The 25512-nt window shown below is 59.3% G+C and carries 26 protein-coding genes; 22 read left to right on the top strand and 4 right to left on the bottom strand.

Annotation, left to right across the window (positions count from 1 at the left end):
* The first annotated feature begins 3 nt into the window (after nucleotides 1–3).
* From trmJ to C2E19_RS24015, 21 genes are all read left to right on the top strand, one after another.
* Complete coding sequence (trmJ, locus tag C2E19_RS24120; protein WP_008084663.1) at nucleotides 4–774, top strand: tRNA (cytosine(32)/uridine(32)-2'-O)-methyltransferase TrmJ; 771 nt, start codon at nucleotides 4–6, stop codon at nucleotides 772–774.
* A 3-nt stretch (nucleotides 775–777) separates the two neighbouring features.
* Nucleotides 778–1554, top strand: a complete 777-nt coding sequence (gene cysE, locus C2E19_RS24115; RefSeq protein ID WP_129395389.1) for a serine O-acetyltransferase — start codon at nucleotides 778–780, stop codon at nucleotides 1552–1554.
* Between the two features lie 245 nt (nucleotides 1555–1799).
* Nucleotides 1800–2291: a Fe-S cluster assembly transcriptional regulator IscR gene (iscR, locus tag C2E19_RS24110; RefSeq protein WP_003227911.1), complete on the top strand. Its 492-nt coding sequence runs from the start codon at nucleotides 1800–1802 to the stop codon at nucleotides 2289–2291.
* Between the two features lie 47 nt (nucleotides 2292–2338).
* Nucleotides 2339–3553, top strand: a complete 1215-nt coding sequence (locus tag C2E19_RS24105) for an IscS subfamily cysteine desulfurase (protein ID WP_064118924.1) — start codon at nucleotides 2339–2341, stop codon at nucleotides 3551–3553.
* A gap of 101 nt (nucleotides 3554–3654) precedes the next feature.
* Nucleotides 3655–4041, top strand: a complete 387-nt coding sequence (gene iscU, locus C2E19_RS24100) for a Fe-S cluster assembly scaffold IscU (protein WP_007916892.1) — start codon at nucleotides 3655–3657, stop codon at nucleotides 4039–4041.
* Between the two features lie 34 nt (nucleotides 4042–4075).
* Complete coding sequence (iscA, locus tag C2E19_RS24095) at nucleotides 4076–4399, top strand: iron-sulfur cluster assembly protein IscA (protein ID WP_003227904.1); 324 nt, start codon at nucleotides 4076–4078, stop codon at nucleotides 4397–4399.
* 8 nt (nucleotides 4400–4407) lie between these two features.
* Nucleotides 4408–4929 (top strand): co-chaperone HscB, encoded by a 522-nt coding sequence (gene hscB / locus C2E19_RS24090; RefSeq protein WP_129395388.1) that lies wholly within the window; start codon nucleotides 4408–4410, stop codon nucleotides 4927–4929.
* A gap of 51 nt (nucleotides 4930–4980) precedes the next feature.
* On the top strand, nucleotides 4981–6846 hold the full coding sequence (gene hscA, locus C2E19_RS24085; RefSeq protein WP_129395387.1) for a Fe-S protein assembly chaperone HscA: 1866 nt from the start codon (nucleotides 4981–4983) through the stop codon (nucleotides 6844–6846).
* Nucleotides 6846–7187: an ISC system 2Fe-2S type ferredoxin gene (gene fdx, locus C2E19_RS24080; RefSeq protein WP_007916885.1), complete on the top strand. Its 342-nt coding sequence runs from the start codon at nucleotides 6846–6848 to the stop codon at nucleotides 7185–7187. Before hscA ends, fdx begins: the two co-directional genes overlap by 1 nt.
* A gap of 14 nt (nucleotides 7188–7201) precedes the next feature.
* A complete protein-coding gene (iscX, locus tag C2E19_RS24075) occupies nucleotides 7202–7402 on the top strand; it encodes a Fe-S cluster assembly protein IscX (protein WP_077574428.1) in 201 nt (66 codons plus the stop codon).
* Between the two features lie 87 nt (nucleotides 7403–7489).
* Nucleotides 7490–7915, top strand: coding sequence for a nucleoside-diphosphate kinase (ndk, locus tag C2E19_RS24070; protein WP_007916882.1), 426 nt, complete (start codon nucleotides 7490–7492; stop codon nucleotides 7913–7915).
* A 28-nt stretch (nucleotides 7916–7943) separates the two neighbouring features.
* Complete coding sequence (rlmN, locus tag C2E19_RS24065; RefSeq protein WP_008084652.1) at nucleotides 7944–9092, top strand: 23S rRNA (adenine(2503)-C(2))-methyltransferase RlmN; 1149 nt, start codon at nucleotides 7944–7946, stop codon at nucleotides 9090–9092.
* Between the two features lie 12 nt (nucleotides 9093–9104).
* Complete coding sequence (gene pilW / locus C2E19_RS24060; RefSeq protein WP_129395386.1) at nucleotides 9105–9863, top strand: type IV pilus biogenesis/stability protein PilW; 759 nt, start codon at nucleotides 9105–9107, stop codon at nucleotides 9861–9863.
* The gene (locus tag C2E19_RS24055; RefSeq protein ID WP_129395385.1) at nucleotides 9863–10897 is read left to right on the top strand and encodes a RodZ family helix-turn-helix domain-containing protein; all 1035 of its coding nucleotides are present in this window, start codon (nucleotides 9863–9865) and stop codon (nucleotides 10895–10897) included. The genes pilW and C2E19_RS24055 overlap by 1 nt, the downstream gene beginning before the upstream one ends.
* A 3-nt stretch (nucleotides 10898–10900) precedes the next feature.
* Nucleotides 10901–12010 (top strand): flavodoxin-dependent (E)-4-hydroxy-3-methylbut-2-enyl-diphosphate synthase, encoded by a 1110-nt coding sequence (gene ispG, locus C2E19_RS24050; protein ID WP_042560922.1) that lies wholly within the window; start codon nucleotides 10901–10903, stop codon nucleotides 12008–12010.
* 37 nt (nucleotides 12011–12047) lie between these two features.
* Nucleotides 12048–13337 carry a histidine--tRNA ligase gene (hisS, locus tag C2E19_RS24045; RefSeq protein ID WP_129395384.1) on the top strand — a complete coding sequence of 430 codons (1290 nt, stop codon included), beginning with the start codon at nucleotides 12048–12050 and terminating at the stop codon, nucleotides 13335–13337.
* A 41-nt stretch (nucleotides 13338–13378) separates the two neighbouring features.
* Complete coding sequence (locus tag C2E19_RS24040; RefSeq protein WP_129395383.1) at nucleotides 13379–14020, top strand: tetratricopeptide repeat protein; 642 nt, start codon at nucleotides 13379–13381, stop codon at nucleotides 14018–14020.
* A complete protein-coding gene (bamB, locus tag C2E19_RS24035; protein WP_129395382.1) occupies nucleotides 14013–15164 on the top strand; it encodes an outer membrane protein assembly factor BamB in 1152 nt (383 codons plus the stop codon). The genes C2E19_RS24040 and bamB overlap by 8 nt, the downstream gene beginning before the upstream one ends.
* A gap of 237 nt (nucleotides 15165–15401) precedes the next feature.
* Nucleotides 15402–16871: a ribosome biogenesis GTPase Der gene (der, locus tag C2E19_RS24025; RefSeq protein WP_129395380.1), complete on the top strand. Its 1470-nt coding sequence runs from the start codon at nucleotides 15402–15404 to the stop codon at nucleotides 16869–16871.
* Nucleotides 16872–17119: 248 nt separating this feature from the next.
* Nucleotides 17120–18268, top strand: a complete 1149-nt coding sequence (locus C2E19_RS24020) for a pyridoxal phosphate-dependent aminotransferase (RefSeq protein WP_129395379.1) — start codon at nucleotides 17120–17122, stop codon at nucleotides 18266–18268.
* A complete protein-coding gene (locus tag C2E19_RS24015) occupies nucleotides 18256–19047 on the top strand; it encodes an amidohydrolase (RefSeq protein WP_129395378.1) in 792 nt (263 codons plus the stop codon). The genes C2E19_RS24020 and C2E19_RS24015 overlap by 13 nt, the downstream gene beginning before the upstream one ends.
* A gap of 177 nt (nucleotides 19048–19224) precedes the next feature.
* On the opposite strand, the gene leuA is transcribed toward C2E19_RS24015, so the two are convergent.
* The 4 genes from leuA to C2E19_RS23990 all read right to left on the bottom strand — a co-directional run bounded on the left by leuA (nucleotide 19225) and on the right by C2E19_RS23990 (nucleotide 24592).
* On the bottom strand, nucleotides 19225–20904 hold the full coding sequence (gene leuA, locus C2E19_RS24010) for a 2-isopropylmalate synthase (protein ID WP_053123514.1): 1680 nt from the start codon (nucleotides 20902–20904) through the stop codon (nucleotides 19225–19227).
* 464 nt (nucleotides 20905–21368) lie between these two features.
* Nucleotides 21369–22190, bottom strand: a complete 822-nt coding sequence (locus C2E19_RS24000; protein WP_129395377.1) for a peptidoglycan DD-metalloendopeptidase family protein — start codon at nucleotides 22188–22190, stop codon at nucleotides 21369–21371.
* 3 nt (nucleotides 22191–22193) lie between these two features.
* On the bottom strand, nucleotides 22194–23573 hold the full coding sequence (xseA, locus tag C2E19_RS23995) for an exodeoxyribonuclease VII large subunit (protein ID WP_129395376.1): 1380 nt from the start codon (nucleotides 23571–23573) through the stop codon (nucleotides 22194–22196).
* A 131-nt stretch (nucleotides 23574–23704) separates the two neighbouring features.
* Nucleotides 23705–24592 carry a LysR family transcriptional regulator gene (locus C2E19_RS23990; protein ID WP_129395375.1) on the bottom strand — a complete coding sequence of 296 codons (888 nt, stop codon included), beginning with the start codon at nucleotides 24590–24592 and terminating at the stop codon, nucleotides 23705–23707.
* A gap of 100 nt (nucleotides 24593–24692) precedes the next feature.
* Here C2E19_RS23990 and C2E19_RS23985 point away from each other — a divergent pair, with 100 nt between their 5' ends.
* Nucleotides 24693–25460, top strand: coding sequence for a sulfite exporter TauE/SafE family protein (locus C2E19_RS23985; protein WP_129395374.1), 768 nt, complete (start codon nucleotides 24693–24695; stop codon nucleotides 25458–25460).
* The last annotated feature ends 52 nt before the right edge of the window (nucleotides 25461–25512 follow it).

The following is a 25512-nucleotide window of genomic DNA, read 5'->3' as shown; positions in this document are numbered from 1 at the left end:
CCCTTGCTGCAGAACATTCGTGTCGTCCTGGTCAATACCAGCCACCCCGGCAATATCGGCGGGGCCGCGCGCGCCATGAAAAACATGGGTCTGTCGCGATTGGTGCTGGTCGAACCGCGCCTGTTTCCGCATCACGAGGCCGATGCTCGCGCCTCCGGTGCCGGTGACATCCTTGAAAACGCACAAGTCGTCGCCACCCTGGAAGATGCCTTGGTCGGCTGCAATCTGGTGCTCGGCACCAGTGCCCGTGACCGCCGCATTCCGTGGCCACTGCTGGATCCGCGCGAGTGCGGCACCAAAGTGGTTGAGGAAGCCGGGCAGGGCGCCGAAATTGCGCTGGTGTTCGGTCGTGAAGATTCCGGCCTGACCAATGACGAGCTGCAGCGATGTCACTTTCACGTGCACATCCCCTCCGACCCTGAGTTCAGTTCGCTGAACCTCGGCGCGGCGGTGCAGGTGTTGAGCTACGAAGTGCGCATGGCCTGGCTGGCCGCCCAAGGTCAGCCGAGCAAGATCGAGAAAGAAGAAGTGGCCTCGGTGAAAAGCGCCGAGCTGGCGACCATGGATGAGCTGGAGCGATTTTACGAGCATCTGGAGCAGACGCTGGTCGCCATCGAATTCCTCGATCCGGAAAAGCCACGGCACTTGATGGCGCGCCTGCGCCGGTTGTACGGACGCAGCTCGGTCAGCCGGGCGGAAATGAATATTTTGCGTGGCATCCTCACGGAAACCCAAAAGGCGGCCCGTGGTGAGCTTCTTAAGCGGAAGGACTAAATGATGTTTGAGCGTTTGCGTGAAGATATCCAGAGCGTTTTCCATCGAGACCCGGCGGCGCGTAACGCTTTTGAAGTCCTGACCTGCTACCCCGGCATGCATGCGATCTGGATTCATCGATTGGCCGGCATGCTGTGGCGCAACGAGTTGAAATGGCTGGCGCGGCTGGTGTCGAACTTCGGTCGCTGGTTGACCGGGATCGAGATTCATCCGGGCGCCAAAGTCGGTCGACGTTTCTTTATCGACCACGGCATGGGCATCGTCATCGGTGAAACCGCCGAGATTGGCGATGACGTGACGATATATCAGGGCGTGACCCTCGGTGGCACCAGCTGGAATAAAGGCAAGCGCCACCCGACGTTGGGTGATGGTGTGGTCGTGGGTGCGGGCGCCAAAGTACTTGGTCCGTTCACCGTGGGCGCGGGTGCCAAGGTCGGCTCCAACGCTGTTGTGACCAAAGAAGTACCGCCGGGCGCCACCGTTGTGGGCATTCCCGGGCGGATCATCGTCAAATCCGACGAAGAGCAGGAAACCAAGCGCAAGGCCATGGCCGAGAAGATCGGTTTTGATGCCTACGGAGTCAGCGAAGACATGCCCGACCCGGTGGCGCGCGCCATCGGTCAGTTGCTCGATCATCTGCAAGCGGTGGACGGGCGTCTGGAAGGCATGTGTGGCGCGTTGAAGGATCTGGGCAGCAATTATTGTGCGAAGGATCTGCCTGAGTTGCGCGAAGAAGACTTCGCCTGCGTCAAAGGCAAAGACGAATCCAAGGCCAGCTAGCGCCCCTGTAGGAGCTGCCGAAGGCTGCGATCTGTTGATCTTGTAAAGAGCAAAATCAAAAGATCGCAGCCTTCGGCAGCTCCTACAGTGGCGTCCGTCAGCGGGTGTGCCATTAGGCCGCAGAGCCTGCTATCATTCGCGCGCTCTTTTGCGGGTAATCCTGACTAAAGTACTAGGTCTTAAAGTTGACTTAAATACTCGGGAATTGCATACTCGCCCCATTCTGAACTCCGTGGTAACTGTCCATGCGACTGACTACAAAAGGCCGATACGCCGTGACCGCCATGCTTGACTTGGCGTTGCACGCGCAGCACGGGCCCGTGTCCCTGGCCGATATCTCCGAGCGCCAAGGCATCTCCCTGTCCTACCTCGAACAGCTGTTCGCCAAACTGCGCCGCAGCAACCTGGTTTCCAGCGTTCGCGGTCCGGGTGGTGGCTATCAGTTGTCCCGCGACATGCAGGGCATCCAGGTCGCCCAGGTGATCGATGCGGTAAACGAATCGGTCGATGCGACCAAATGCCAGGGCCAGGGCGATTGCCATTCCGGCGACACGTGCCTGACCCATCATCTGTGGTGCGATTTGAGCCTGCAGATTCACGAATTTCTAAGTGGTATCAGCTTGGCTGATCTTGTAACTCGCCGTGAGGTGCAAGAAGTAGCCCAGCGTCAGGACCAGCGCCGTTGCAACAGCAAGGCGCCACGCCTGGACAAGATTGAAGCGTCCGCCGTCGAATGACAGCCAAAGAGCTAGCGGCACGCCAGCCCTGATTTAGGAGATAGTCCATGAAATTGCCGATTTACCTTGATTACTCTGCGACCACCCCGGTCGATCCGCGCGTTGCGCAAAAAATGAGTGAATGCCTGCTGGTTGACGGAAACTTCGGTAACCCGGCGTCCCGTTCCCACGTATTCGGCTGGAAAGCTGAAGAGTCCGTCGAAAACGCCCGTCGTCAGGTGGCCGATCTGGTCAACGCCGATCCGCGCGAAATCGTCTGGACCTCCGGTGCTACCGAGTCCGACAACCTGGCAATCAAGGGTGCGGCACATTTCTATGGCTCCAAGGGCAAGCACCTGATCACCTCGAAGATTGAGCACAAGGCTGTCCTCGACACCATGCGCCAACTGGAGCGTGAAGGTTTCGAAGTGACTTACCTCGAGCCAACTGAAGACGGCCTGATCACTCCGGCGATGATTGAAGCGGCACTGCGCGAAGACACCATTCTGGTCTCCGTGATGCACGTGAACAACGAAATCGGCACCGTCAACGACATCGCCGCGATCGGCGAGATGCTCCGCGCCAAGGGCATTCTGTTCCACGTCGACGCTGCTCAGTCCACTGGCAAGGTCGACATCGACCTGCAGAAACTGAAAGTCGACATGATGTCGTTCTCCGCCCACAAAACCTACGGCCCTAAAGGCATCGGCGCGCTGTACGTCAGCCGCAAGCCGCGTGTGCGCATCGAAGCGACCATGCACGGCGGCGGTCACGAGCGTGGCATGCGTTCCGGTACTCTGGCGACTCACCAGATCGTCGGCATGGGCGAAGCGTTCCGTGTAGCCAAAGAAGACATGGCAGCCGAAAACGTTCGTATCAAAGCGTTGAGCGACCGCTTCTACAAGCAGGTCGAGCATCTGGAAGAGCTGTACGTCAACGGCAGCCTGACCGCCCGCGTTCCGCACAACCTGAACCTGAGCTTCAACTACGTTGAAGGCGAGTCGCTGATCATGGCGCTCAAGGATCTGGCGGTTTCGTCCGGTTCGGCCTGCACTTCGGCGTCGCTGGAGCCTTCGTACGTGCTGCGCGCCCTGGGCCGCAACGACGAACTGGCACACAGCTCGATCCGCTTCACCTTCGGCCGTTTCACCACCGAAGAAGAAATCGACTACGCCGCGCAGAAAGTCTGCGAGGCCGTTACCAAGCTGCGCGCTCTGTCGCCGCTGTGGGACATGTACAAAGACGGCGTCGATATCTCGAAAATCGAGTGGGCGGCACACTAAATATAGAAGCCGCCGGATACAGATCCTGTAGCGACGCGGCGGTTTACGCAGCGCAGTTGCAGGGTCTGAAGAGCGGCCCTGATGAGTGAGGATTGAGAATCATGGCTTACAGCGAAAAGGTCATCGACCACTACGAAAACCCGCGCAACGTCGGCAAGATGAACGCGGAAGATCCTGATGTCGGCACCGGCATGGTCGGCGCTCCGGCATGCGGCGACGTAATGCGTCTGCAAATCAAGGTCAACGACGCCGGCATTATCGAAGATGCCAAGTTCAAGACCTACGGCTGCGGTTCGGCTATCGCTTCCAGCTCCCTCGCCACCGAGTGGATGAAGGGCAAGACCCTGGACGAAGCAGAAACCATCAAGAACACTCAGCTGGCCGAAGAACTGGCCCTGCCACCAGTGAAAATTCACTGCTCGGTACTGGCTGAAGACGCTATCAAAGCGGCTGTTCGCGATTACAAGCAGAAGAAAGGCTTGATCTGACTTTCTGGATTTGGCGACGAGTAAGGAGTCACCGATGGCTATCAGCATGACAGAAGCGGCTGCTCGACACGTGCGGCGCTCCCTCGACGGGCGCGGCAAAGGTGAAGGGATTCGTCTGGGTGTTCGCACCACAGGCTGTTCCGGCCTTGCCTACGTGCTGGAGTTTGTCGACGAGGTGGTTGCAGAGGATCAGGTGTTCGAGAGTCACGGCGAAAAAGTGATCATCGACCCGAAAAGCCTCGCCTACCTGGACGGCACCGAGCTCGATTTCGTCAAGGAAGGGTTGAACGAAGGCTTCAAGTTCAACAACCCCAACGTACGCGGTGAATGTGGCTGCGGCGAAAGCTTCAACATCTGAGGCTTGTCGTGGGTATTCCTTGTCATTTCGCTTTATTCGAGCTGCAACCGAGTTTCCGTCTGGATCTCGAGCAGTTGGCCACGCGCTATCGTGAGTTGGCGCGCGGCGTTCATCCTGACCGCTTTGCCGACGCTTCCGAGCGTGAGCAGCGGACGGCACTCGAGCAGTCTGCACGCCTCAACGACGCCTATCAGACGCTCAAGAGTCCGGCCCAGCGCGCACGCTACCTGCTGACCATCAGCGGGCATGAAGTGCCGATGGAAGTCACTGTCCATGATCCCGAGTTTCTTCTGCAGCAGATGCAATGGCGCGAAGAGCTTGAAGACCTCCAGGACAGTGCCGACCTCGACGGTGTCGCGGTGTTCAAGCGGCGCTTGAAAGTGGCTCAGGAAGAACTCAACGAAAGCTTCGCAGCCTGTTGGAATGATGCGGCGCAACGCGAACAGGCCGAACGCCTGATGCGGCGCATGCAGTTCCTCGACAAGCTCACCTACGAAGTGCGCCAGTTAGAAGAGCGCCTCGACGATTAACCCAGTGCCGCTCCGGTCGCACGCCTGATATACAGATAAGTCCTGATCACGATGGCCCTACTGCAGATCGCCGAACCCGGCCAAAGTCCTCAACCGCACCAGCGTCGTCTGGCTGTGGGGATCGACTTGGGTACTACCAATTCGCTGGTCGCTGCGTTGCGCAGTGGTCTTTCCGAGCCGTTGGCCGACGCAAGCGGGCAGGTCATCCTGCCGTCCGCTGTGCGTTATCACGCTGATCGCGTTGAAGTCGGCGAGTCGGCCAAGCTGGCTGCCGCCTCCGATCCTTTGAACACCGTGCTGTCGGTCAAGCGCTTGATGGGTCGTGGTCTGTCCGACGTCAAGCAATTGGGTGAGCAACTGCCATACCGCTTTGTCGGTGGCGAATCGCACATGCCGTTCATCGACACCGTGCAAGGCCCGAAAAGCCCGGTCGAAGTCTCCGCCGATATCCTCAAGGTGCTGCGTCAGCGCGCTGAAGCGACGTTGGGCGGCGAACTGGTTGGCGCGGTGATTACCGTTCCGGCCTACTTCGACGATGCTCAGCGTCAAGCCACCAAAGATGCGGCAAAACTCGCCGGGCTGAACGTGCTGCGTCTGCTCAATGAGCCGACCGCAGCCGCTGTGGCGTACGGTCTGGATCAGCACGCTGAAGGCCTGGTCGCGATTTATGACCTGGGCGGCGGTACCTTCGATATTTCGATTTTGCGTCTGACTGGCGGTGTTTTCGAGGTTCTGGCCACTGGCGGCGACAGCGCGCTGGGCGGCGATGACTTCGATCACGCGATTGCCGGCTGGATCATCGAGAGTGCGGGCCTGTCCGCCGATCTCGATCCGGGCGCACAACGCAATTTGCTGCAAACCGCTTGCGCGGCCAAAGAAGCGCTGACCGACTCGGCCAGCGTTGAAGTGGCCTACGGCGACTGGAAAGCACCGCTGACCCGTGAAGCGTTCGATGCGCTGATCGAGCCAATGGTCGCGCGCAGCCTGAAGGCTTGCCGTCGCGCCGTGCGCGATTCCGGCATCGAGCTGGACGACGTACATGCTGTGGTGATGGTTGGCGGTTCGACTCGCGTGTCGCGTGTTCGCGAAGCTGTTGCCGAAGCCTTTGGTCGTCAGCCTCTGACTGAAATCGACCCGGATCAAGTGGTGGCCATCGGTGCCGCGATCCAGGCCGATACACTGGCTGGCAACAAGCGCGATGGCGGCGAACTGCTGCTGCTCGACGTGATTCCGCTGTCCCTGGGGCTGGAAACCATGGGTGGCTTGATGGAGAAGGTGATTCCGCGCAACACCACCATCCCCGTCGCTCGCGCACAGGATTTCACTACGTACAAAGACGGCCAGTCAGCCATGGCGATCCACGTTCTGCAGGGTGAGCGCGAGCTGATCAGTGACTGCCGTTCGCTGGCGCGCTTCGAATTGCGTGGCATTCCAGCGATGGTGGCCGGTGCAGCGAAGATTCGTGTGACCTTCCAGGTCGATGCCGACGGTCTGCTCAGTGTTTCCGCCCGGGAGCTGGGTTCGGGCGTTGAGGCGAGCATTCAGGTCAAGCCATCCTACGGTCTGACCGACGGCGAAATCGCCAAAATGCTCAAAGATTCGTTCCAGCACGCCAATGACGATAAAGTCGCCCGCGTTTTGCGTGAGCAGCAAGTCGATGCCCAGCGCTTGATCGAAGCGGTGCAGGGCGCTCTGGAGGTTGATGGCGAGCGTTTGCTCGACGCCGAAGAGCGCATGGTCATCGACCTGCAGCTGCAGGAGCTGGCCGAACTGATGAAAGGTACCGATGGTTACGCCATCGAGCAGCAGACCAAGCGTCTGTCGCAAGTGACCGATGCTTTTGCTGCCCGCCGCATGGATCTGACGGTGAAAGCCGCTCTGTCGGGGCGCAATCTGAATGAAATCGAGGATATCTGATGCCGCAGGTCATTTTTCTGCCCCACGAGAAGTTCTGCCCTGAAGGCATGGTGGTCGAGGCTGCGCCCGGCACATCGATTCTCGAACTGGCCCATGAACACCACATCGAGATGGAAAGCGCCTGCGGCGGCGTCTGCGCTTGCACCACCTGCCACTGCATCATCCGCGAGGGTTTCGACTCGATGGAAGAGGCTGACGAATTGGAAGAAGACTTCCTCGATCGTGCCTGGGGTCTGGAAGCGCAATCGCGTCTGGCCTGTCAGGCTATCGTTGGTGAAGAAGACATCACCGTCGAAATTCCGAAATATTCGCTTAACCATGCGGCTGAAGCGCCGCACTGACTGGTAAGACTGTCATGAGCTACGGTTGGAATGATGTTCAACGTATTGCAGAAGAACTGGCCGAGGCCCATGCCGGCGTCGATCCATATTCTGTAGGTTTTGTCCGTCTGCAGCAGATGATCCTTGATCTGCCTGACTTTGATAGCACTTCTGGCCGTGTCGGCGAGAAGGTGCTGGAAGCGGTTCAGGAGCTCTGGGCCAAAGAATTGGACTGATCGTCTCGCAGGTTAGGCAATACCCAAGAACCCGCGTATAATTCGCGGGTTTAATTTTTCGCAAATTACCGTTTCTGGAGTTACACCATGGCTGTTCAACGCACTTTCTCCATCATCAAGCCTGACGCTGTTGCAAAAAACGTCATCGGCGAAATCACCACTCGTTTCGAAAAAGCCGGCCTGCGCGTTGTAGCTTCGAAACTGAAGCAACTGTCCAAAGCTGAAGCTGAAGGCTTCTACGCTGAGCACAGCGCTCGTGGCTTCTTCGGCGACCTGGTTGCTTTCATGATCTCCGGTCCTGTCGTTGTTCAGGTTCTGGAAGGCGAAAACGCTATCGCTCTGAACCGTGAGCTGATGGGCGCTACCAACCCTAAAGAAGCTGCTGCCGGCACCATCCGCGCTGATTTCGCTGATTCCATCGACGCCAACGCTGTTCACGGTTCGGACTCCGAAGCCGCAGCTGCTCGTGAAATCTCGTACTTCTTCGCAGCTACTGAAGTAACCACTCGCTAAGCATTGGCTTAAGAGTGAAGGTGAATCCATGACTACATCGACTGTAAAAACCAACCTGCTGGGTCTGACTCAACAGGAAATGGAAAAATTCTTCGACTCAATCGGGGAGAAGCGTTTCCGTGCCGGTCAGGTAATGAAATGGATTCACCACTTTGGTGTCGATGATTTCGACGCCATGACGAACGTCAGCAAGGCCTTGCGCGACAAGCTCAAGGTCATTGCTGAGGTCCGTGGTCCGGAAGTGGTCAGCGAGGACATTTCCACCGACGGCACCCGTAAGTGGGTGGTGCGTGTGGCGTCCGGCAGCTGCGTCGAGACCGTGTACATTCCGCAGGGCAAGCGCGGCACTTTGTGCGTTTCGTCCCAGGCAGGCTGTGCCCTTGATTGCAGTTTCTGCTCCACCGGCAAGCAAGGCTTCAATAGCAACCTCACCGCCGCCGAAGTCATCGGCCAGGTGTGGATTGCCAACAAATCTTTCGGCAGTGTCCCGGCAACCGTCGACCGTGCCATCACCAACGTGGTGATGATGGGCATGGGTGAGCCGCTGCTGAACTTCGACAACGTCGTCGCCGCCATGCATCTGATGATGGATGACCTCGGCTACGGGATTTCCAAGCGCCGCGTAACCCTGTCCACTTCGGGCGTGGTGCCGATGATCGATGAGCTGGCCAAGCACATCGACGTCTCCCTGGCGTTGTCCCTGCACGCACCGAATGACGCATTGCGTAACCAATTGGTGCCGATCAACAAGAAATATCCGCTTAAGATGCTGCTCGAGTCGTGCCAGCGCTACATGTCGTCTCTGGGCGAGAAGCGTGTGCTGACCATCGAGTACACCTTGCTCAAAGACATCAACGACAAGGTTGAACACGCCGTCGAGATGGTCGAGTTGCTGAAGAACATTCCGTGCAAGATCAACCTGATTCCGTTCAACCCGTTCCCGCATTCCGGGTACGAGCGTCCGAGCAACAACGCGATCCGTCGTTTCCAGGATCAGTTGCATCAGGCCGGTTTCAACGTCACTGTCCGCACCACCCGAGGTGAAGACATCGACGCCGCATGTGGTCAATTGGTAGGGCAGGTGCTGGATCGCACCCGTCGCAGCGAACGTTACATCGCCGTGCGTGAGTTGAACGCCGACAGCGATCTGGCACAGAACGCCGCGAACACTAACTAAGAGAGGATCTCTATGTCCCTGCGCTTTGCGCTGCTGTTGCTGTTGGCCAGCCTGTGTGCTGGTTGTGTCCTGTCGGGTGACTACAACCCGATGAAGACCAGCAAGGGCCGCGATGAAGCGCGGGCTGCCTATGTGCAGCTGGGGCTGGGATACTTGCAGCAAGGCATGACCGAGCGGGCCAAGGTTCCACTGAAGAAAGCGCTGGAGCTGGACAGCTCCGATCCCGACGCCAACGCGGCCCTCGGGCTGGTGTTTCAGGCCGAAATGGAGCCAGCACTTGCTGACGAGCATTTTCGCAAAGCCTTGTCTTCCCGTCCCGCCGATGCGCGCATCCTCAATAACTACGGCAGTTTTCTCTACGAAGAACAGCGTTACAAGGAAGCCTACGAGCGTTTTGAACAGGCCGCCGCCGATACCCTGTATCCTGAGCGTTCGCGCGTGTTCGAGAACCTCGGCATGACAGCTTCGAAGCTGGGGCAGCGTGATCTGGCGCAGCAACAGCTGGAAAAGGCCCTGCGTTTGAACCGCCAGCAGCCACGTGCCTTGCTGGAAATGGCTGAGTTGTCCTTCGAAGACAGGCATTATGTGCCCGCACGTGACTATTACGACCGTTTCAGCCTGCTAACCGAACAAAATGCACGTAGTCTATTGCTCGGCGTTCGGCTGGCAAAAGTGTTTGAAGATCGCGACAAGGCCGCCAGTTACGGCCTGCAATTAAAACGACTCTATCCCGGTACGCCGGAATATCAGCAATACCTGTCGGAGCAATGATGAAAGCGGCGCATCCCGAAGTTGTAGCAGCGAATCGCGTTAATCCCGGTGAGACCCTGCGCCAGGCCCGCGAAAGCAATGGCTGGTCGCTGGCCGAAGTGGCCCTCAAGCTCAACCTCACCGTGACCTCCCTGAGCAATCTGGAAACCGGCGCTTTCGACAAGCTGCCGGGGCACACGTTTGCTCGCGGCTACATTCGCGCCTATGCCAAGTTGCTCGGCATGGACCAGACCGTTCTGGTCCAGCAGTTCGACCAGTCCACCGGCACCGATTCCCAGGGCAGCAACGTCCACGCCCTCGGCCGTATCGAAGAGCCGGTGCGGGTTTCCCACACCATCTTGCGCATCGTCAGCTTGTTGCTGCTGATTGCAGTCATCGGCGGCGGTTTCGTCTGGTGGCAGGATCAGACCTCGCTGCGGACCAAGGACTTGATCGGCCTGACGCCTGAACACGTTGAAGTCGAGGGTGCCGACGGCACGACGCAGATTCACCCGATCGATGAGCCGGAAGACCAGGCTGTCGAGGAGAATCAGGCCGATACGTCGACTGCGCTGGCCCTGCCTCAGTCTGAAGCCACTGCTGAATCGACCGGTGCTGAAGCGGTCGCCCCGGTAACCGCACCAACTGCACCGGTTGCTACGCCAACCGCTCCGGTACATACGCCAGCGCCGGTTGTCGCCACTCCGGCCACGCCAGCGCCAAACGTTCCTGCTACGCCAGCGCCAACTGTCACTGCGCCAGTCGTTCCTGCTGCACCTGCACCCACCGCAGAAGCGGTCGCTCCGGTTGCTGGCGACGGTCAGGTGCAACTGCAGTTCAACGCCGATTGCTGGGCTCAGATTACCGATGGTCGCGGCAAGGTGTTGTTCAGTGGCCTGAAGCATAAAGGCGACAACGTCTCCGTTTCCGGCAAGCCTCCGCTCAGCGTGCGTCTGGGTGTTGCCCGCGCCGCACAGGTCAGCTACAACGGCCAGCCGGTCGATATCGCTCCGTTCACCAGTGGCGAGACTGCTCGCCTGAAGTTGGGTCAATAAGTCATGCACGGCGAATCTCCAATCAAACGTCGCGTCTCGCGCAAGATCTGGGTCGGTAATGTGCCGGTGGGCGGCGATGCGCCTATCGCTGTGCAGAGCATGACCAACAGCGACACCAATGACGTTGCCGCCACTGTTGCGCAAATCAATCGCCTGGAAGCTGCTGGCGTCGACATCGTCCGCGTTTCGGTGCCGGACATGGACGCCGCCGAGGCATTCGGCAAGATCAAGCAGTTGGTCAAAGTGCCGCTGGTTGCCGACATCCACTTCGACTACAAGATCGCTCTGCGCGTCGCCGAGCTTGGTGTGGATTGCCTGCGCATCAACCCGGGCAACATCGGTCGTGAAGACCGTGTTCGCGCGGTGGTCGATGCTGCGCGTGATCGCGGGATCCCGATCCGCATCGGCGTCAACGCCGGCTCGCTGGAAAAAGACCTGCAGAAGAAATACGGCGAGCCGACCCCGGCTGCTCTGGTTGAGTCCGCTCTGCGCCACGTTGAACACCTCGAACGCCTGAATTTCCAGGACTTCAAGGTCAGCGTGAAGGCGTCCGACGTGTTCATGGCCGTCGAAGCCTATCGCTTGCTGGCGAAAGAAATCGTCCAGCCGCTGCACCTCGGCATCACCGAAGCCGGCGGATTGCGTTCGGGCACAGTGAAATCCGCCGTGGGCCTAGGTATGCTGCTCGCCGAAGGGATTGGCGATACTATCCGCATCTCGCTGGCGGCCGATCCGGTCGAAGAAGTGAAGGTCGGTTACGACATTCTCAAGTCTTTGCATCTGCGTTCCCGTGGCATCAACTTCATCGCCTGCCCGAGTTGCTCGCGGCAGAACTTCGATGTGGTGAAAACCATGAACGAGCTGGAAGGGCGCCTTGAAGACCTGCTGGTGCCGCTGGATGTCGCGGTGATCGGTTGTGTGGTCAACGGCCCCGGCGAAGCCAAGGAAGCCCATATCGGCTTGACCGGCGGCACGCCAAACCTGATTTACATCGACGGCAAGCCGGCGCAGAAACTGACGAATGAAAATCTGGTGGATCACCTGGAAAAGCTGATCCGCCAGAAAGCGGCCGAAAAGGTCGAAGCTGACGCTGCCGTAATTGCGCGCGGCTGACCCTGACTGAAGAGCCGAACGAATTTAAGGATTTAAAGTGAGCAAGTCATTGCAAGCCATTCGTGGCATGAACGACATCCTGCCCGAACAGACCCCGCTATGGCGTTATTTCGAGGGCACTGTTGCACGTCTGCTGGATAACTACGGTTACAAGCAGATCCGCATGCCGATCGTCGAGTTCACCGAGCTGTTCAAGCGCTCGATCGGCGAAGTGACCGACATCGTCGAAAAAGAGATGTACACCTTCGAAGACCGCAACGGTGATTCCCTGACCCTGCGTCCGGAAGGCACTGCGGCGTGCGTGCGTGCTGTGCTCGAACACGGCATCACTGGCGGTGGCCAGGTGCAGAAACTCTGGTACATCGGCCCGATGTTCCGCCACGAGCGTCCGCAAAAAGGCCGGTATCGTCAGTTCCACCAGATCGGTCTGGAGGTGTTCAATCTCGACGGTCCGGACATCGACGCCGAACTGATCATCATGACCTGGCGCCTGTGGGGCGAGCTGGGTATCCGTGATGCGGTCAAGCTCGAACTCAACAGCCTGGGCACCAGCGAATCCCGTGGGCGTTATCGTGAAGCGCTGGTCGAGTACCTCTCGGCGCACCACGACAAGCTCGACGAAGACAGCCAGCGTCGCCTGAAAACCAATCCGCTGCGCGTGCTCGACACGAAAAATGCCGAGACTCAAGCGGTGCTGGTCGATGCGCCGAAAATGGCCGACTACCTCGATGACGAGTCGCGTGCACACTTCGAAGGCTTGAAGTCGCGTCTGGATGCCGTCGGCATTCCTTACGTGCTCAACACGAAGCTGGTGCGCGGCCTCGACTACTACAGCAAAACCGTTTTCGAATGGGTCACCGACAAGCTCGGCGCCCAGGGCACTGTCTGCGCGGGCGGCCGTTACGACGGTCTGGTCGAGCAGATGGGCGGCAAGCCAACCACCGGCGTCGGTTTCGCCATGGGCATCGAGCGTCTGGTGCTGATGCTCGAAACCCTTGAGCAGATCCCGGAAGAAATTTCCCGTCAGGTCGACGTCTACCTCTGCGCCTTCGGTGAAGAGGCTGAATTGGCCGGTCTGGCCCTGGCTGAACGTGTTCGTGATCAACTTCCAAACCTGCGCCTGCAAGTCAATGCCGGCGCCGGCAGCTTCAAAAGCCAGTTCAAGAAGGCCGACAAGAGCGGTGCGCTGTACGCACTGATCCTCGGTGACGACGAAATGGCCCAGCAAGTGGTAGGTTTCAAACCCCTGCGTGGCCAGGGCGAACAACAAAGCATTGCCTGGGATGCGCTCGCCGCTCACCTGGCCACCTGCGTCGTGCAGGGTTGAAGCTGTCCAAACAGCCGATTTAGCGATTAAGGAGTATTGGGGTGTCGAGTACCGAAGACGAACAGTTGGCGGATTTGAAGGACTGGTGGACACGCAACGGCAAACCTCTGGTCACCGGCGGCCTGTTGGCGCTGGTCATCGTGTTCGGCTGGCAGGCTTTTCACAAGTATCAGAGCAACCAGTCGCAAGGCGCCTCGGTGCTCTATCAGCAACTGCTGGAAACCACGCTGACGCCTGACGGCAAGCCTGATGCAGCGCGCGTGGCGGACCTGGCCGGCAAGCTCAACAGCGAATTCGGCGGTTCTGCCTACGCGCAATACGGCAGCCTGTTCGTGGCCAAAGTGGCTGTGGACAGCGGCAAGCTGGACGACGCCGCGATCGAACTGAAAGCCATCGTCGACAAACCGGCCAACCCGGCGCTGGGCGAAATCGCCCGTCAGCGTCTGGCGCAGGTGCTCGGCGCGCAGAACAAGGCTGAAGATGCCCTGAAACTGCTCGACGGCGACGCCGACAAAGCGTTCCTGGCCACTCGCGAAGAACTCAAGGGCGACCTGCTGGTGCAGCTGGGCCGCACCGATGACGCGAACAAGGCGTATCAAAAAGCCAAGGCGGCACTGTCGGATGAAGCGGCGGTCGGTGGCCTTCAAATCAAGCTCGACGACCTGGCCAAAGGGGATGCGTGACGTGATCCGTTGGAAGCATGCAGCATTGCTGGCTCTGGCCCTTCTGGCCGCGGGTTGCAGCAGCAACAGCAAGAAAGAATTGCCACCGGCCGAACTGACCGACTTCAAAGAAGAAGTGGTTCTGCAAAAGCAGTGGAGTCGTTCGATCGGTGACGGTCAGGGCGAAACCTACAACATGCTGGTGCCGGCGATCGACGGTGACACCATCTACGCCGCCGATGTGACCGGCGTGGTGATGGCCATGGATCGTGGCAACGGCGATGTGAAGTGGAAAAAGGATCTTGATCTGCCAGTCTCCGGCGCCGTTGGCGTGGGTTACGGTCTGGTTCTGATCGGTACGCTGCGCGGCGAAGTCGTTGCTCTGGACACCATCAACGGTGAAGAGAAGTGGCGCGCTCGTGTGAACAGCGAAGTCCTCGCGCCGCCGGCCAACAACGGCGACGTCGTGGTGGTGCAGACTCAGGACGATCGTCTGATCGGTCTGGATGCCTCCACCGGTACTCAGCGCTGGGTCTATGACAGCACGCCTGCCGTCCTGACCCTGCGTGGCACCAGTGCGCCGCTCGTCACCAACCGCCTCGCGGTGGCTGGCTTGTCGACTGGCAAAGTGGTCGCTCTGGACATTTCCAACGGCGTGCCGGTGTGGGAACAACGGATCGCGATTCCACAAGGTCGTTCGGAACTGGAGCGCGTGGTCGACATCGACGGCGGTCTGCTGTTGTCCGGCGGCACGCTGTACGTTGCCAGCTACCAGGGTCGCGTTGCGGCACTGGATCTGGAAAGCGGTCGTCAACTCTGGCAGCGCGATGCGTCGAGCTACGCCGGTATCGCTCAGGGTTTCGGCAGCGTTTACGTGAGCCTGTCCTCGGGCACCGTTGAAGGCGTCGACGAACGTTCCACCACAGCATTGTGGAGCAACGATTCGCTGGCTCGTCGTCAACTGTCGGCTCCGGAAGTGTTCTCCAGCTACGTTGCAGTCGGTGACCTGGAAGGTTATCTGCACTTGCTGAGCCAGGTTGACGGTCGTTTCGTCGGCCGTGAGCGCATCGACAGCGACGGCCTGCGTGCCCGTCCGCTGGTGGTGGGTGACACGATTTATGTATATGGCAACAGCGGCAAACTGGAAGCCCTGACCATCAAGTAACAACTATGCTTGGGGTTAACACCCCCAGGCAGCTTCACTTGTGAGTGTGAATGTGGGAGCGAGCCTGCTCGCGATGGGCGTCAACGATTACGCAGACGGCCTGAATAAACTCGGTGCCTTGGCGTTTTTCGCTAGCAGGCTCGCCCCCACAGAGTACACCCACAGTGTTGCCCCGAGCACCAGCCGCTGCCTCGCAGCGGCTTTTGTATTTTCTGAAATAACGAAGTGGAGAGCCGCATGGTTCCCGTAATCGCCCTGGTGGGCCGACCGAACGTCGGCAAGTCCACCTTGTTCAACCGCCTGACCAGGACTCGCGACGCCATCGTCGGCGATTTGTCCGGTCTGACCCGTGATCGCCAGTACGGTGAGGCCAAGTGGCAAGGGCGTTCCTACATTCTGGTCGACACCGGTGGTATCTCCGGTGACGAGCACGGTATGGACGAAAAAATGGCCGAGCAGTCGCTGCTGGCCATTGAAGAAGCAGATGTCGTGCTGTTCCTGGTAGATGCCAAGGCCGGTTTCACCGCCGCCGACCAGATGATCGCCGAACACCTGCGCAAACGTAACAAGCGTTCCTACGTGGTTGCCAACAAGGTCGACAACATCGACCCGGAAATGGCCCGCGCTGAATTCGCTCCGTTGGGCATGGGCCACGCGATTCCTGTCGCCGGTGCTCACGGCCGTGGCATCACCCAGATGCTGGAAATCGCCCTGGGTGATTTCCCGAGAGACGAAGAAGACCCGGAAGACGGCGAAGAAGAAATCGTTGCCGAAGGCGAAGAAGCCAAGCGCATTCCTGGCCCAAGCGAAAAAGACGGCATCAAGATCGCCATCATCGGCCGTCCGAACGTCGGCAAGTCGACCCTGGTCAATCGCATGCTCGGTGAAGACCGGGTAATCGTTTATGACCAGCCCGGCACCACGCGCGACAGTATCTACATCCCGTTCGAACGGAATGAAGAGAAGTACACGCTGATCGACACCGCCGGTGTGCGCAAGCGCGGCAAGATCCACGAAGAAGTTGAAAAATTCTCCGTGGTGAAAACCCTGCAGGCGATCAAAGACGCCAACGTGGTGATCTTCGTGATGGACGCCCGCGAAGGTGTGGTCGATCACGACCTCAACCTGCTGGGCTTCGCCATCGAGTCGGGTCGTGCGCTGGTGATCGCGATCAACAAGTGGGACGGCATGACGCCGAGCGAGCGCGACTTCGTCAAGGTCGAGCTGCAGCGTCGTCTGTTCTTCGTTGATTACGCCGACATCCACTTCATCTCGGCACTGCACGGTACCGGCGTGGGCAACCTCTACGCGTCCGTACAGAACTCGTTCAAGTCGGCGGTCACCCGCTGGCCGACCAACCGTCTGACCCAGATTCTCGAAGACGCGGTAGGCGAGCATGCGCCACCGATGGTCAACAACCGCCGGATCAAGCTGCGTTACGCTCACTTGGGTGGTGCCAACCCGCCGATTATCGTGATCCACGGTAACCAGATCGAGAAAGTGCCGAAGTCGTATGTGCGCTATCTGGAGAACACTTACCGTCGTGTACTCAAGCTGGTCGGTACGCCGATCCGCATCGAGTTCAAAGGCGGCGAGAACCCGTACGAAGGCAACAAAAACACGCTGACCGACCGCCAGGTCAACAGGAAGCGTCGAATGATGTCGCACAGCAAGAAAGCCGACAAAAAGCGCCGCGACAAGAAGTGATAGAGGTGGCCATTCCTGCAATTGCATGGGGATGATCAACCGCTTCTGTAGGAGCTGCCGCAGGCTGCGATCTTTTGATTTTGCTTTATAAGGCAAGATCAATAGATCGCAGCCTTCGGCAGCTCCTACAGGGTTCGGCGATAAGAAGGGCGCTCACCAGAGCGCCCTTTTTTTATGGGCGCCGGATGGGCTATCCTCGGGCTCTCCCGCGCCGTCGTCAGAGCCGGGTGTTGAGCAGGGAACCCCCGATGATCACCAGTAAGCTGCCGAATGTCGGCATCACTATTTTCACGCAGATGTCTCAGCTCGCGGCGCAAACCGGAGCCATCAACCTGTCCCAGGGTTTCCCTGATTTTGACGGCCCGCAGTCGCTGCGTGACGCGGTCGGTCGGCATATTGCCAGTGGCCATAACCAGTATTCGCCGATGACTGGCCTGCCGGCGCTGCGCGAACAGATTGCGCTGAAAATCGCTCGCAGCTATGGCGTGCAGGTCAATGCCGAAAGCGAAGTGACGGTCACGCCGGGCGCGACCCAGGCGATCTTCTGTGCGATTCAGGCGGTTATCCACAGCGGCGACGAAGTCATCGTGTTCGATCCTTGTTACGACAGCTACGAACCGGCGACGGAATTGGCGGGCGGTCGTTGCGTGCATGTGCAGTTGAACCCGGACGACTTTTCCATTGATTTCGACAAGCTCGCCGCGGCCCTGAGTCCGCGCACGAAAATGATCGTCATCAACACCCCGCACAACCCCAGCGGCGCACTGATCAGCCGTGCCGAGCTGGATCAACTGGCGGCGCTGATCCGTGATCGCGACATCTACTTGATCAGCGACGAAGTCTACGAACACCTGGTGTTCGACGGCGTGCCGCACGTCAGCGTGCTGGCGCACGAAGAGCTGTATCAGCGCGCATTCGTGGTCAGCTCATTCGGCAAGACCTATCACGTCACCGGCTGGAAGACCGGCTACGTCGTCGCGCCGCCAGCGTTGACGGCCGAACTGCGCAAAGTCCACCAGTACGTCAGTTTCTGCGGCGTCACACCCCTGCAATACGCCTTGGCCGATTACATGGCCGAGCACCCTGAACACGTCGAAGAGCTGCCGGGTTTCTATCAGGCCAAGCGTGACCTGTTCTGCGATCTGTTGACGCCGTCGCGCTTCACCTTCAAGCGTGTCACCGGCACCTATTTCCAGCTGGTCGATTATTCGCAGATCCGCCCGGATTTGAATGACGTCGAAATGGCCATGTGGATGACCCGTGAGCACGGCGTGGCAAGTATTCCGGTATCGGTCTTCTATCAGAACCCACCCGAAGGCCAGCGTCTGGTGCGTCTGTGCTTTGCCAAACGCGAGGAGACGCTGCGTGAAGCAGCGGCGAAACTATGCGTGATCTGAGTGCGTTACCCGATCTCAACCTGGCGCTGATCCAGACCACCCTGGCCTGGCATGATCGCCAGGCCAATCTCGAGCACTTCGAGCAATTGCTGGAGCAGGCGCGTGGTGCGGATCTGATCATCCTGCCTGAGATGTTCACCACCGGATTCTCCATGGAGTCGGAAACCCTCGCCGAAGCCGAACACGGCCCGACCAGCAAATGGCTGCGGGTTCAGGCGGCGAAACTCAATGCAGTGATTACCGGCAGCGTGATCATTCAGGCCGCCGACGGCAGCCACCGCAATCGCCTGCTGTGGGCGCGACCGGACGGCGAAGTGCTGCATTACGACAAGCGTCACCTGTTCCGCATGGCCGGTGAGCACAACCACTACACCCCCGGCGAGCGGCAGGTGCAGTTCGAACTGAAGGGCTGGCGTGTGCGTCCGCTGATTTGCTATGACCTGCGTTTTCCGGTGTGGAGCCGTGATGCGCAAGACACTGATTTGCTGCTGTACACCGCGAACTGGCCGGGTGCGCGGCGTTTGCACTGGAATCGCCTGTTGCCGGCGCGAGCCATTGAAAACCTTTGTTATGTGGCGGCGGTGAATCGCGTCGGCACCGACGGCAAGGGTTTTTCCTACACCGGCGACAGTCAGGTGCTGGATTTCCAGGGCGAAACCTTGCTGGCGGCGGGGGAGGCGGACGGCGTGTTCAAAGTCGTGCTGGAGGCGGCGCCACTGGCGGCTTATCGCGAGCGTTTCCCGGCGAACCTGGATGCCGATACGTTCGAATTCACCTGATATTTGCAGCGCTCCATCAGGCGCCTTCGCGAGCAAGCCCGCTCCCACATTTGGAATGCATTTCCCCTGTGGGAGCGGGCTTGCTCGCGAAGGCGCCAGAACAGGCAATACAAAACATACAGACAAAAAAAGGCCCCGGCGTTTAAACGCCGGGGCCTTTTGCATTTCAGCAGTCGATTACGCCGCTTTTGCCTCAGGCTGGCTCAGCGAACGGTTCAGCGCACTGAACAGCGCCTTGAAACTGGCCGTGGTGATGTTTTCATCGATACCCACGCCGTGCACCGCACGTTCGCCATTCACTCGCAGCTCAATGTAGGCCGCCGCTTTGGCGTTGGTACCCGCGCCGATCGCGTGTTCGTTGTAGTCCATGATTTCCACCGGAATCGGCAGGCCGGCGACCAGTGCTTCCAGCGCACCGTTGCCCTTGCCGCGCCAGTGCAGGTTGGTTTCGCCCTGACCTTTGCTCGCCACTTCCACTTCAACATTGCTGTTGCCGTTTTCTTCCTGCAGGCGATGGCTGACCAGCGCGTACGGGGTGTTGGCTTGCAGGTATTCGCTGATCAACAGCGAGTGAATCTGCTTGGCCGTCATCTCCAGACCGAGACGATCGGTTTCACGCTGCACGACCTGGCTGAACTCGATCTGCATGCGACGCGGCAGGCTGATGCCGTATTCCTGCTCCAGCAAGTACGCGATGCCGCCCTTGCCCGACTGGCTGTTGACGCGGATCACCGCCTCGTAGCTGCGGCCAATGTCGGCCGGGTCGATCGGCAAGTACGGCACTTCCCACAGTGCGTCCGGTTTCTGCTGCGAGAAGCCTTTGCGGATCGCATCCTGGTGCGAGCCGGAGAACGCGGTGTGCACCAGGTCGCCAACGTACGGATGACGCGGGTGTACCTGAATCTGGTTGCACTCCTCGACGACTTTACGCACGCCGTCGATGTCGGAGAAGTCCAGCTGCGGGTCGAGACCCTGGGTGTACATGTTCAGCGCGACGGTGACGAGGTCGACGTTGCCGGTACGCTCGCCGTTGCCGAACAGGCAGCCTTCGACGCGATCGGCGCCGGCCATCAGGCCCAACTCGGTGGCGGCAACGCCAGTGCCACGGTCGTTGTGGGTGTGCAGGCTGATGATCACGCTGTCACGACGGTTGATGTTGCGGCCGAACCACTCGATCTGGTCGGCGTAGATGTTCGGCGTCGCGCACTCAACGGTGGCGGGCAGGTTGAGGATCATCTTGTGCTCAGGCGTCGGGTTCCACACCTCGATCACTGCGTCACAGACTTCCTTGGCGAATTCCAGTTCGGTGGCGCTGAAGGTTTCCGGCGAGTATTCGAAGGTCCACTCGGTGTCCGGCTGCATCGCCGCGTATTTGACGAACAGCTTGGCCGCGTTGACCGCGATGGCCTTGATGCCGTCCTTGTCCTGGTTGAAGACGATGCGACGGAAGGAAGGCGAAGTGGCGTTGTACAAGTGAACGATGGCTTTTTTCGCGCCGCGCAGGGATTCGAAAGTACGCTCGATCAGGTCTTCACGACCCTGGGTCAGCACCTGAATGGTGGTGTCGTCCGGGATGTGGCCTTCTTCGATGAGAGTACGCACGAAGTCGAAATCGGTTTGCGAAGCGGCCGGGAACGACGCTTCGATTTCCTTCACACCGACCTGAACCAGGGTTTTCCAGAAGCGCAGCTTCTTCACCGCGTCCATCGGCTCGATCAGCGACTGGTTACCGTCACGCAGGTCGGAGCTGCACCAGATCGGCGCGGTGTCGATGGTTTTCGATGGCCAGGTGCGATCCGGCAGATTGATGACAGGAAACGCGCGGTATTTCGAAGACGGATCTTTGAGCATGCTCATCGGGAAATTCCTTATTGTCTGGGCCGAAAAGAGGCGGCCTGCCGGTGTTACGAATGTTCTGGGAAACTTGTAGGACGAGGTGCGGCGATTCAGCCCGGCAGTCGTGCGCTGACGAGGCACAGGCTGCGGTGCTGGCGAAGCTGAATGAGGGTGTGAGAGGTTTTCATGCCTTCAACCCTAACCGCGAGGGGAGAGGATGGCAAGCAGTCGAAAAAAATTGAGAGGAATACTCGGAAAGCGGGGTTTTGCGGGATTTTATTGCGCTTTAGTCGGTGGATCTTGTCGATGTTTGCGTGAGGTTAGATCGGGGCGCAATTGAGGGTGGTTGGGTGTCAGGGGTGTTTGTGGGTTGGTTAGGCCGCCTTCGCGAGCAAGCCCGCTCCCACTGTTGATCGTGTTCTCAACACAAATCCAGTGTGGGAGCGGGCTTGCTCGCGAAGAGGCCATCAGCCTCACTCAATTTCTTAAGGTTGAAACGCACCAATGAAAATCGCCGGATCCACCCGCGCATCATTCAGGCTGACATTCCAGTGCATGTGTGGCCCGGTCGCGCGACCGGTCATGCCAACCTTGCCCACCACCGCGCCACGCGCCAGTTGCTGGCCATCCTTCACATCAATCTTCGACATGTGGCAGAACATGCTGATAAAGCCCTGCCCATGGTCGACAAATACCGTGTTGCCGTTGAAGAAGTAGTTGCCGATCAGAATGACCTTGCCCGCCGCCGGGGTCTTGATCGGTGTACCCGCCGGTACAGCGAAGTCGAGGCCAGCGTGCGGGTTGCGCTCTTCACCATTGAAGAAACGGCGCACGCCAAACTTGCTCGATAGCGGCCCGTTCACCGGTTTATCCAACAGCAGATTGCTCGGCGTATTCGGGCTGAAGCTGCGATACGCCTTGATTTGCACGGCCAGCTCACCCTCGATGCGCTTGAGGTTCGACTGATCCGGGTTTACTTGCTGCTTGTTCTTCAGGGTGATGTGTTGTTCCGGGTATTTCTTGTTACCGACGGTGAACGGCAGATTACGTCCGCCGCTGCTGATCTGCTGCGCACCCGGCTTCACGGTCAATGGCACGCCGACAATTGCCAGCCAGTTGTTTTGCTCTTTCACCACAAGTACCGGTTTGCCCTGGTACGTGGCTTTCGGTGCCTGCGCGGCCGCGCCCAGATCAACCACCGCCACGCCGCCCGGCACAGGCTTGTTCAGCAGCCGGGTGATGTAACTGTCGGCGTGGGCATTGAAGGTCAGACAGAGCAAAAACAGTGGAGCCAGAAAACGCGGCATGGATCAGTCCAGTAAAGAGAGGGTGACAGGCGTCAGGTGATTGTCCTCGACGCGCACTTGCAGTTCGCCTTCGCCGAGTTTGGCTTTCAGACGCTGGCCGGTGTGGGTCTGCGCGGCGTTGCGAATCGCGTGGCCGCGCTCATCGAGCAGAATGCTGTATCCCCGACCGAGCGTTGCCAGCGGGCTGACCACATGCAGCGTCTGCATCTGACTGTGCAGTTGCAGGCGACGGTTTTTCAGGCCTTCACGCATGGCGCGCGGCAGACGTTCGGCGAGGCTGTCTAGACGCTGGCGCAACATCGCCAACTGGCGGCCCGGATGTTGCCCGGCGAGGAGGGTTTCCAGACGGATCAGCCGTTCGCGGCGGGTATTGAGGCTGCGCTCAAAGGCGCGGCGCATGCGCATGTCCAGATCATCCAGACGTTGCGCTTGCTGGCGCAGACGTTCGCCGGGATGACGCAGGCGACGGGCCATGCCTTCGAGGCGCAGGCGATCACGCATCAAGCGGTCGCGCATGCGCATCACCAAACGGCGATGCAGGCTTTCGACCTGACGAATCAAATGGCTGGAATCGGGAGCGAGCAGTTCGGCGGCAGCGGATGGCGTCGGTGCTCGGACGTCAGCGACAAAGTCACTGATCGACACATCGGTTTCATGGCCAACCGCGCTGACAATCGGCGTTACACACGCATCGACCGCACGTGCCACGGCTTCTTCGTTGAAGCACCAGAGGTCTTCCAGCGAGCCGCCGCCACGGGCGAGGATCAGCGCATCGAAGCCACGAGCATCGGCCATTTTCAACGCACGAACGATTTGCGCGGTGGCTTCGCGGCCCTGCACAGCGGTGGGGATCAACGTCAGTTGCACCTGCGGCGCACGGCGGCGGAACACGCTGATGATGTCGCGAATCACCGCGCCGGTCGGCGAGCTGATAATACCGATGCGTTGCGGATGCGCCGGCAACGGCACTTTGCGTTCGGCACTGAACAAGCCTTCGGCGCTGAGTTTTTCCTTCAGCGCATCGAACGCCAGGCGCAGGGCGCCATCACCGGCAGGTTCGACGGTGTCGAGAATCAGCTGATAGTCGCCACGGCCTTCGAACAACGAGACCTTGCCGCGCACCTTCACCGCCAGGCCGTCCTTCAGCGCCTGACGCACGCGCGCCGCGTTCTGCCGGAACAATGCGCAACGCACCTGCGCGCCGCTGTCCTTGAGGGTGAAATAGATGTGCCCGGACGCCGGACGGGCGAGGTTGGAGATTTCGCCTTCGACCCAGATGTTGCTGAACACGTCTTCGAGCAACACCCGCGCACGGCCGTTGAGCTGGCTGACGGTCAGGACTTCACGGTCCAGGCCAAGTCTTGCAAAGGGATCTTTAATCATGGGGCGCAGTTTAAAGGCATTCTCGCCGTCTTTGCACGATCCCTGTAGGAGCTGTCGAGTGAAACGAGGCTGCGATCTTTTGATCTGGTTTTTTGAGATCAAGATCAAAAGATCGCAGCCTTCGGCAGCTCCTACATGATGGAGGTGAAGGTCTGGATGAAGTGTTGGATCAGGGGCGTGGGGTTTTGCCGGTAGGCGAGGGCGACGGTGCTTTTGCAGTCAGGATCGGCCAGCGGCAGAAAGCGTACGCCGGGCGGCGCGATATCCTGCATTGATTCCGGCAGGAGGGCGATACCGAAACCGGCCTGGATCAGCTGCAGTTGTGTGGTCTTGCGTGACATTACTCGCGCGGCTTGCGGAAAGAAGCCCTGGCGCATGCACAGTTCGGCACACAGATAACTCAAGCCGCCGCGTTGCGGGTGCGGGATCGAGATGAACGCTTCGTCCTTGAGTTGTGCCAGTTCGACGGTCTCCAAGGTTGCCAATCGATGATCCGCCGGCACAGCCAGCAGCAGACGTTCACTGAACAGCGGCACAATCTGAATGCCTTCGCGCTGGCGCAAAACCGGCAGCCGCAGCATACCGACATCAAGGCGTCCCTCGGCCAACTCCTCCAGTTGCGCCTCGGAAGACAGCTTGCCGATGTCCAGCGAAACGCCGGGTTGCTGCTGAAGATAAGCGCCGATATCACTGAGCAAACGTCCGCTGATCGAAACGGTGCTGGAATGGCTTAAACGCAACGTGCCGAGCTGCCCGTTACCGACTTCAGTGGCCATGACGCTGGCCTTGTTCAGTTCGATGAGCAGATTGCGGGCACGAGGCAAAAACGCTTCGCCCGCTGCGGTGAGGCGTGGCTGACGTGCCGTGCGCTCGAACAACGGAGTTTGCAGGCGGGTCTCCATGTCCTTGATCTGCCGGCTCAGCGCCGATTGCGCCACGAACAAGCGTTCAGCCGCCGCACTGAAGCTGCCGCATTCAGCGATTTCGACGAAGTAGCGCAATTGACGGGTTGAAAGCACCAGATATGCCTTTTCGAGATGGGTGGGTGGCTTTGAAGATATTAGTCGCAATGCTCGGCGCTGGCTAAAGTCATCACAGGCTTATAAAGGATGCGCAGCGATGAGTGGGGTGGCGTTGTTGAGCGAATGGTCGTGGGGCGTCGAGGGCTGGCTGGTGATCGGGCTGGGCATCGCGCTGGCTTATATCGTGTTTGGTATTGCCGGATTTGGTACGGCGCTGGTGGCTGGGCCGATTCTGATTCTGTTCATGCCTCTGTCGAAGATCGTGCCGTTGTTGGTGTTGCTGGATTTTGTTGCGGCGTTCGGCAACCTGCTGCCGTCGCGGCGGGATGTGGTCAAGCCGGAATTGTGGCGGCTGCTGCCGTGCATGGCGGTGGGTTGCACGCTCGGGGTGATTTTTCTGCTGAATCTGAAATCCGATCTGTTGCTGTTGTTGATGGGGCTGTTTATTAGCGCTTATGCGATTTACAGCTTGGGGGTGAAGAAGCGTCCTGAGCAATTGTCCACCGTTTGGGCGCTGCCGATGGGCACGGTCGGTGGATTGTTCGGTGCGCTGTTTGGCAGTGGCGGCTTTTTATATGCGATCTATCTCAATAGTCGGCTGCCGAAAGACGCGGCCCGCGCCACGCAAAGTGCGCTGATCAGTTGCAGCACGGTGGTGCGTTTGAGCCTGTTCGCCATCGCTGGTGTGTATGCCGAGCTACCCTTGTTGATGTTGGCGCTGTGTCTGTTGCCGGCCATGGCGCTGGGGTTGTGGGTGGGGCGGCGGTTGACCATGAAGTTGTCGCGCGAGGCGTTTGTGCGATTGGTGACGTGGCTGGTGCTGGCGAGCGGGCTGGCGTTGATCGGGCGCTACCTCAGCACTTGACCGGATTTCGTCAGGGATTAAGCTGCCGGCCTTTAGGGCATCTTCGCGAGCA

Origin of the sequence: Pseudomonas sp. DTU12.3, assembly GCF_004124275.1 — a bacterium.
Classification (GTDB): domain Bacteria; phylum Pseudomonadota; class Gammaproteobacteria; order Pseudomonadales; family Pseudomonadaceae; genus Aquipseudomonas; species Aquipseudomonas helmanticensis.
The sequence above is the reverse complement of the archived record's forward strand: the minus strand, read 5'-3'. Positions and strand labels throughout refer to the sequence as shown.